The organism is Hallerella porci (assembly GCF_003148885.1).
Taxonomy (GTDB): Bacteria; Fibrobacterota; Fibrobacteria; order Fibrobacterales; family Fibrobacteraceae; genus Hallerella; species Hallerella porci.
On sequence record NZ_QGHD01000050.1, the window covers coordinates 1 to 5,843 of the forward strand.

General features: G+C 35.2%; 8 protein-coding genes. 3 read left to right on the forward strand and 5 right to left on the reverse strand.

The features are described from left to right. Positions 1-281, forward strand: a 281-nt coding sequence (locus B0H50_RS12665) for a hypothetical protein (RefSeq protein ID WP_233244833.1), incomplete at its 5' end; no start/stop codon positions are given. Here the strand turns inward: B0H50_RS12665 and B0H50_RS12670 are convergent. From B0H50_RS12670 to B0H50_RS12680, 3 genes are all read right to left on the reverse strand, one after another. After that, positions 270-542: a hypothetical protein gene (locus B0H50_RS12670; protein WP_146129257.1), complete on the reverse strand. Its 273-nt coding sequence runs from the start codon at positions 540-542 to the stop codon at positions 270-272. The genes B0H50_RS12665 and B0H50_RS12670 overlap by 12 nt on opposite strands. A 414-nt stretch (positions 543-956) precedes the next feature. After that, positions 957-1,295, reverse strand: a complete 339-nt coding sequence (locus B0H50_RS12675; protein WP_146193775.1) for a hypothetical protein — start codon at positions 1,293-1,295, stop codon at positions 957-959. Between the two features lie 64 nt (positions 1,296-1,359). Further along, positions 1,360-1,611, reverse strand: a complete 252-nt coding sequence (locus tag B0H50_RS12680) for a hypothetical protein (protein ID WP_106200233.1) — start codon at positions 1,609-1,611, stop codon at positions 1,360-1,362. A gap of 60 nt (positions 1,612-1,671) precedes the next feature. Here B0H50_RS12680 and B0H50_RS12685 point away from each other — a divergent pair, with 60 nt between their 5' ends. Continuing rightward, on the forward strand, positions 1,672-3,366 hold the full coding sequence (locus B0H50_RS12685; protein ID WP_109587899.1) for a phage head morphogenesis protein: 1,695 nt from the start codon (positions 1,672-1,674) through the stop codon (positions 3,364-3,366). Between the two features lie 3 nt (positions 3,367-3,369). Here B0H50_RS12685 and B0H50_RS12690 read toward each other — a convergent pair whose 3' ends face one another. Beyond that, on the reverse strand, positions 3,370-3,726 hold the full coding sequence (locus B0H50_RS12690; protein ID WP_106200239.1) for a hypothetical protein: 357 nt from the start codon (positions 3,724-3,726) through the stop codon (positions 3,370-3,372). A gap of 120 nt (positions 3,727-3,846) precedes the next feature. Next, complete coding sequence (locus tag B0H50_RS12695) at positions 3,847-4,179, reverse strand: zincin-like metallopeptidase domain-containing protein (protein ID WP_106200241.1); 333 nt, start codon at positions 4,177-4,179, stop codon at positions 3,847-3,849. 985 nt (positions 4,180-5,164) lie between these two features. Between B0H50_RS12695 and B0H50_RS12705 the strand changes: the two genes are divergently transcribed. After that, positions 5,165-5,797 carry a bile acid:sodium symporter family protein gene (locus B0H50_RS12705; protein ID WP_109587900.1) on the forward strand — a complete coding sequence of 211 codons (633 nt, stop codon included), beginning with the start codon at positions 5,165-5,167 and terminating at the stop codon, positions 5,795-5,797. Positions 5,798-5,843 lie beyond the last annotated feature (46 nt).

Genomic DNA, 5,843 nt, shown 5'->3' on the forward strand with positions numbered 1-5,843 from the left:
TTCATTTTTTGAAAATGCGTGTAACCAAGAAGGAGGGAGTTTTGTGGTGGGCGATACATTCAAATCAAAAAGAACCGCTTTCGCGGTTCTTTGCTAGAAGATTTTTTTACAGAAAGAAATTTACATATTCTTTGACGCCGGATTGCGTAGCGTCTATTGCGGATCCGTATAATTTAAAAGAACCAAAACATAAAGAAGAATTAAAAGCTGCTGAACGATGGAAAAAAGAAGCTAAGGTAAAAATTTTCAATAAAGAAAACGATAATATCTTAGAGCTTTAATTGATTTCTTTTTTTCAAATAAGAGTTGAATAATTCTTCGCTTTCGTATGGATTCCATTTGGAAATCATGGAATCAACCATGTTTAGGAAAAATTTTTTAGACATGATTTTTCCCCCTATACACACAAATGATTCTATGTGCCAAAAATAAGCGTTTTCATTAAAGTCTAATTCGTTTTCAGTTGTAAATGGATTTTCTTCTTCGCCTTTATAGAAAGCGCATAAATTAAGTAATTTTTCTGGAATTTTTCTTTCATTCATAATCATATCTCATCTTGTTTAATCGCCGCTTTTGATTGTTTCCAAATGGCAATTATGGTTAGCAATATAACATTTTCCAATTTCAACAAATTTACTCCTCTTTTAATTCAAGTTCACCGAGGATAAATTTTACCGCTTTTTCGGCTCGCATGCATGCGCTGGTGAAATCTTTTTTGAATCGCTTCAATTCAACGCTGGTCAAGTATGGTTTATTCAAAAAATTTTTCGTCATTTGGACAACGGTTTGCTTTCCCTAAATTGGGATGGAAAAACTGGACAATCTTCATTTTCAAAAGAAGACGAAGCAATTGTTCAGCGGGGAACAAAATTGAGGATAGTGAAAAAAGTATTGAAGTTGAAAATTTTGAACAAGAATCTAGACCCTTATAAATGAGGAAATCCTGTTTCAATGCACTAGCATTTTACATATATATCAATCCATTTAAAGAAGTCTTCTTTAAGGCTTTCTTTTGTATAGAAACCGCTCCAATGAAGGTATCTTCCCAAAAGAATGAATAAAAAACCATTATCCAAGTCGTTTATATTAGCAATATAATTTATATCATCGTATATTCCAAAACGTTTAGCATCTTCTTCGATTTCTCGAACATCAGCTCTTGTAGTTTTTAAATCAGCTTTACAAGCCCATTTTTCATAATTCCAAAAAACAATTCTTTTATCATTTCTTTTGTATGGACATTCTTTTTCTCCTTTATAAAGTTTGCATGCAGCTAATGTCATGTAATATTCCATTTTATACCTCATCTTGTTTAATCATCGTTTTTTCTGCGCGCGGGCATGCGATGAAACGCCAAATTTATAAAAGCGGATTATTTTTTCGTGCTTCAGCTTCTTGGTCTTCTTTATATTCTACATAACGCGTGTAAATTTTGCAGATGAAGTAAATTGTCCCGCCAATAGGTAAAATGGAAATCGGGAATGTTTTTATCGGATGTAAAAGAGAAACTATCACCCCCACAAATAAGAAGAAAGTGACAACAAATCCGATAACAAGATTTAAGCCGGAATACATTCCGTCAAATAAAATTTCGATAAAAGAAAATTTCATAATCTAACCTCCGCTTTCATGGTTTTACAGTATCAAAATAAATTCAGATTTTGAGAAAAATTGACAAAAAGACAAATTATTCAAACATCAAAAAATCAAGGATGGAATAAATCACAACTTGAAAATGCGATTGAGGGAAAATTAAGAGGGAAATACAAAGCTCGCGCAGAAGTTATCGCACGCACGGAAACGGGTAAATTAAACAGCGCAGCGAAAATTTCGCAGTTTGAAGAAGTAGGGTTTGAGTATTACCAATGGATGACGACAATCGACGGCAGAGAACGCGAAAGCCATAAAACACTGAACGGTTTGATTTGCAGCGTTTCAAATCCTAGCGTTTATTATACCGAAAATCCAGATGACCCGATGCATCCAATCGAGCACGCTCGCACAAGCGAAATGTTTATCGGCAATCCGGGCGAAGATTTTCAGTGTCGCTGCTCGATGATTGCGTGGGACCCGCGTATCGATGGCATGTATGAAATCAAAGAACCAGAAGCGGCTGAAACCGAAGAAGAAACGGAAGAAGGAAACGAAGAACAAATCGAAGAAAATAAACGGTTGAAACGCAAGATTGAAATTTTGCAAGCAGCAAATGAACGCCACGAAAAAAGAACGGAGATGCAAAAAATTCAAATCCAAAACAATCTTAACTATCGTTTGGAAGTTCGAGAAGAAGCTAAAAATTTAAGACCAAAAGCAGAAAAAATTTTCCAAAATGAAGTGAATGAATTGAAATCTTTATTGGAAAAAGGAAATGAAAATTCGTACAGAGAGATTAGAAATAAAACTTATAAAATAAGCGCTAAACTCAGCGAGTTTGAAAAAATTAAACATATTGAAAAGACGGCAGAAAATATCAACAAATATGGAGCAGAAAAGCTTATTGAATTTAATCAAATTATCCAAAATAATTTTGATAAGTGGAAAAAGTTGCCTGATGAAAAAGCTTTAAAAGGAGTCAATAACGCCATCAAGAAATTAAATGAAGCAAATGAAATTTTCATGCCAATTTATAAAAAATTAGCGAATGAAATTGAAGCAAGAATTCAAGCGAAGCAGAAAAATCTTGCTTTGCAAGGGGCTCTAAATAAAGAATATAAAGGCTCGGTATCCGGCAAAGATTTAACTAGTCAATTTGACGCTAATAATATAACTCCAACTGATTTTTCTAATGATTCATTATTTTCTAAAATTTTGAAACCAAGATTTACGAATGATATTGCAAGAATGCAAGGTTTTGACGCTCCCGCAAAACTGGTTTCAGAAAAAGAATTTGACGAATTAGTTAAATCATGTCAAGATATTTTTTATAGGACAGTTAATTCAACTACTTTTAACGGGAAAAATATGACCGCAAAAGAATTTGCTAGCCAGATGTACTTAGCAAATAAAATGGATTTAAACGGTTCCGGGAAAAGATATTATGGAGATGGAATTTATACAGTATCTTCTACAAAGGGAATGTCCATTCCAGATTTAAAATCAAAAAATAAAGCATACAAAAGCAGTGCCGCATATGGAACGCCAGGAAGCAGCACAACATTAGAAATGACATGGGTGAATAAACCTAAAATTATAGATAGTGCGGAATTAGATAAAATATGGAATAAACTTTCTGTTGAAGAAAAGAAAAAATTTGGAGACCATAAAAATACATACGCTTGCGCTCTTGGATATGACGCAAAGTATTGTGATGTTGGGAATTATATGGTTGTATTTAATAGAAGTAACATAGCAGTAAAGGAATTTTAGTAATTAACATTGAAGACCATTTAAAAAATTTCCTTCGAAACTGTAACCAAGATATTCAAGGTCTGGCGCAAGTTTACAGGCGAAACCTTTTTCGTCATCAATTACAAAAAAAGTGTTTGCATAAAACAAGACATCTAGTTTTAAAATATCACACCATACCGCACATTTTTTTTGCGTCTTTGCAAATTCATAAGCTTCTTCTTCTGTCTCGAATTTTTTGACATATTTCTCATTTTGAAGAGCTTTTTCTACAATTTTTCTTCTTTGTTTTGCAAAATTAGGATTACCCTCTACATTCATTTTTGAAGATTCATAGGTATACTTTGCAACTTCTTGCAAGTAATCGGGAATTTTTAACATCTATTAACCTCATCTTGTTTAATCATCGTTTTTAATTGTTTCCAAAATGGATTTCGTTATCCAATCAGATATCGAAATCCAAATGGCGTTCAGTAGAAGCAATATAACAATTTCAAGAATTCACTCCTCTTTTAATTCAAGTTCACCGAGGATAAATTTCACAGCTTTTTCGGCTCGCGTGCATGCGCTGGTGAAATCTTTTTTGTTGTCGGTGAGATGTTTCAGCCATCCGGAAATATACGCCGAGGATTGACGCTTGCGAGTTTCCGTATTCATTCCGCAGAGGTTTTGCAGGTAGCAGCTTCCAATTTCTGCAACCAGTTCTTCACGGCTGTAATCACCATCGGAATCGCGTTCGTCTTCTTTGAACCGCTTCAATTCAACGCCAGTCGAGTGGACAAGTTCGTGAAATAATACCGCGTAATAAGCTTCGGTAGATTCGAAACGATTCATCGGCGGTTGGATTGAACATAAACGATTTTTAATTTTTAGCGAAGAGATTTTGCGTTCCAGATTTGCTCAAAAATTTTTAAAAAAGTGGAGTTGTTAGAAACAGCGTGTCATTCTGAGCGAAGCGATATATGAAACTTGGAACTTTAGTTCCTTAGTTGAATAAGCCCTTTGGGGTAGAATCTAGCGTTTTTTTTTCGCAATGAGAACAGCTAGATCCTTCACTGCACTGCGTTTCGTTCAGGATGACAGGGGGGCATTGCGAAAGGATGACAACCGCCGTGTCATTCTGAGCGAAGCGATATATGAAACTTGGAACTTTAGTTCCTTAGTTGAATTAAGCCCTTTGGGGTAGAATCTAGCAGTAATTTTCAGAGTCAAGATAATGCCCCAAATTTTCAAACGGATAAATTCTGCAACAAAATAAAGCTCCAAATTTTCAAACGGCCAAATTTTGCATCAAAATAAAGCTCCAAATTTTTAAATGGCCAAATTTTGCATCAAAATAAAGCTCCAAATTTTCAAACGGTCAAATTTTGCATCAAAATAAAGCTCCAAATTTTCAAACGGTCAAATTTTGCGTCAAAATAATGCTCTAAATTTTCAAACGGTCAAATTTTGCATCAAAATAAAGCTCCAAATTTTCAAATGGTCAAATTTTGCATCAAAATAAAGTTCCAAATTTTCAAACGGTCAAATTCAGAATTCAAAAGTTTCGCGCGAGAACTTTACAAATTATTTGTTTTAGAAATTCGCGATTTCCCCGTGCGCCTACGGCGCGCCATCATTTCCAATTGTGCATTGGCTTACGCCCATTACGCTGCGGCTCGGTCATAAAAATGAGCAAGCTCATTTTTGCGACTCTCACCTTGCTATAATTGTTAATTGTTAATTATGCATTGTTTTTCAACTCCTAATTCCTCATTAAAAAATAGCCAACGCGACGGAAGTTTTTTATTTTTACGCCGGCAAAAACAAGGACTTATTTATGCTCAAGTTTTTAAAATTTGTCAGCCGATTTTTATCCACTCACACTTCGATATTTGTCATCTTCTGCGCTATTTTTGCATTCATTTTCCCGCCCGCATTTTCTTGGGTGCACGGAAACACATCCACCGTTATTTTGGCTCTGGTGATGCTCACCATGGGTTTGACTTTAACTGTTGAAGATGTAAAAGTTTTATTCAAACGCCCGCTCGATATTTTAATCGGAACTTGTGCGCAATATACGATTATGCCTTTAATCGCTTTGAGCTTAACGAAAATTTTTGGATTAAATCCGTATCTTGCGATTGGAATTATTTTAGTCGGCTGCTGCCCGGGCGGCGTCTCGAGTAACATCATGTCGTTCTTATGCAAAGGCGACGTTGCTTATTCGGTGGGAATGACAACGGCGAGCACCATTTTAGCGCCGATGATTACGCCGCTTTTAGTTTTATGGTTTGCGGATACAAGCATTCATGTCAACGCCTTCGGAATGTTTCTCAACATTTTAGTCGTGACGATTTTACCGGTCACGATTGGATTTTTCTGCAATTATTTTTGGGGCAAAAAAGAAACCTTCAAAAATATGGCTCTTCATCAACATGTGTGGGTGGCTTCGCCACCCTTTTTTTGTTGACTTTCGCCTAAATCAAACAAAAAAAATGGGCTATTTTCTAAAATTT

Excerpts from the sequence above, each read along its gene's own strand:
- B0H50_RS12670 (WP_146129257.1), bottom strand. The coding sequence starts at position 542 with ATGAATGAAAGAAAAATTCCAGAAAAATTACTTAATTTATGCGCTTTC.
- B0H50_RS12675 (WP_146193775.1), bottom strand. The coding sequence starts at position 1,295 with ATGGAATATTACATGACATTAGCTGCATGCAAACTTTATAAAGGAGAA.
- B0H50_RS12680 (WP_106200233.1), bottom strand. The coding sequence starts at position 1,611 with ATGAAATTTTCTTTTATCGAAATTTTATTTGACGGAATGTATTCCGGC.
- B0H50_RS12690 (WP_106200239.1), bottom strand. The coding sequence starts at position 3,726 with ATGTTAAAAATTCCCGATTACTTGCAAGAAGTTGCAAAGTATACCTAT.
- B0H50_RS12695 (WP_106200241.1), bottom strand. The coding sequence starts at position 4,179 with ATGAATCGTTTCGAATCTACCGAAGCTTATTACGCGGTATTATTTCAC.
- B0H50_RS12705 (WP_109587900.1), top strand. The coding sequence starts at position 5,165 with ATGCTCAAGTTTTTAAAATTTGTCAGCCGATTTTTATCCACTCACACT.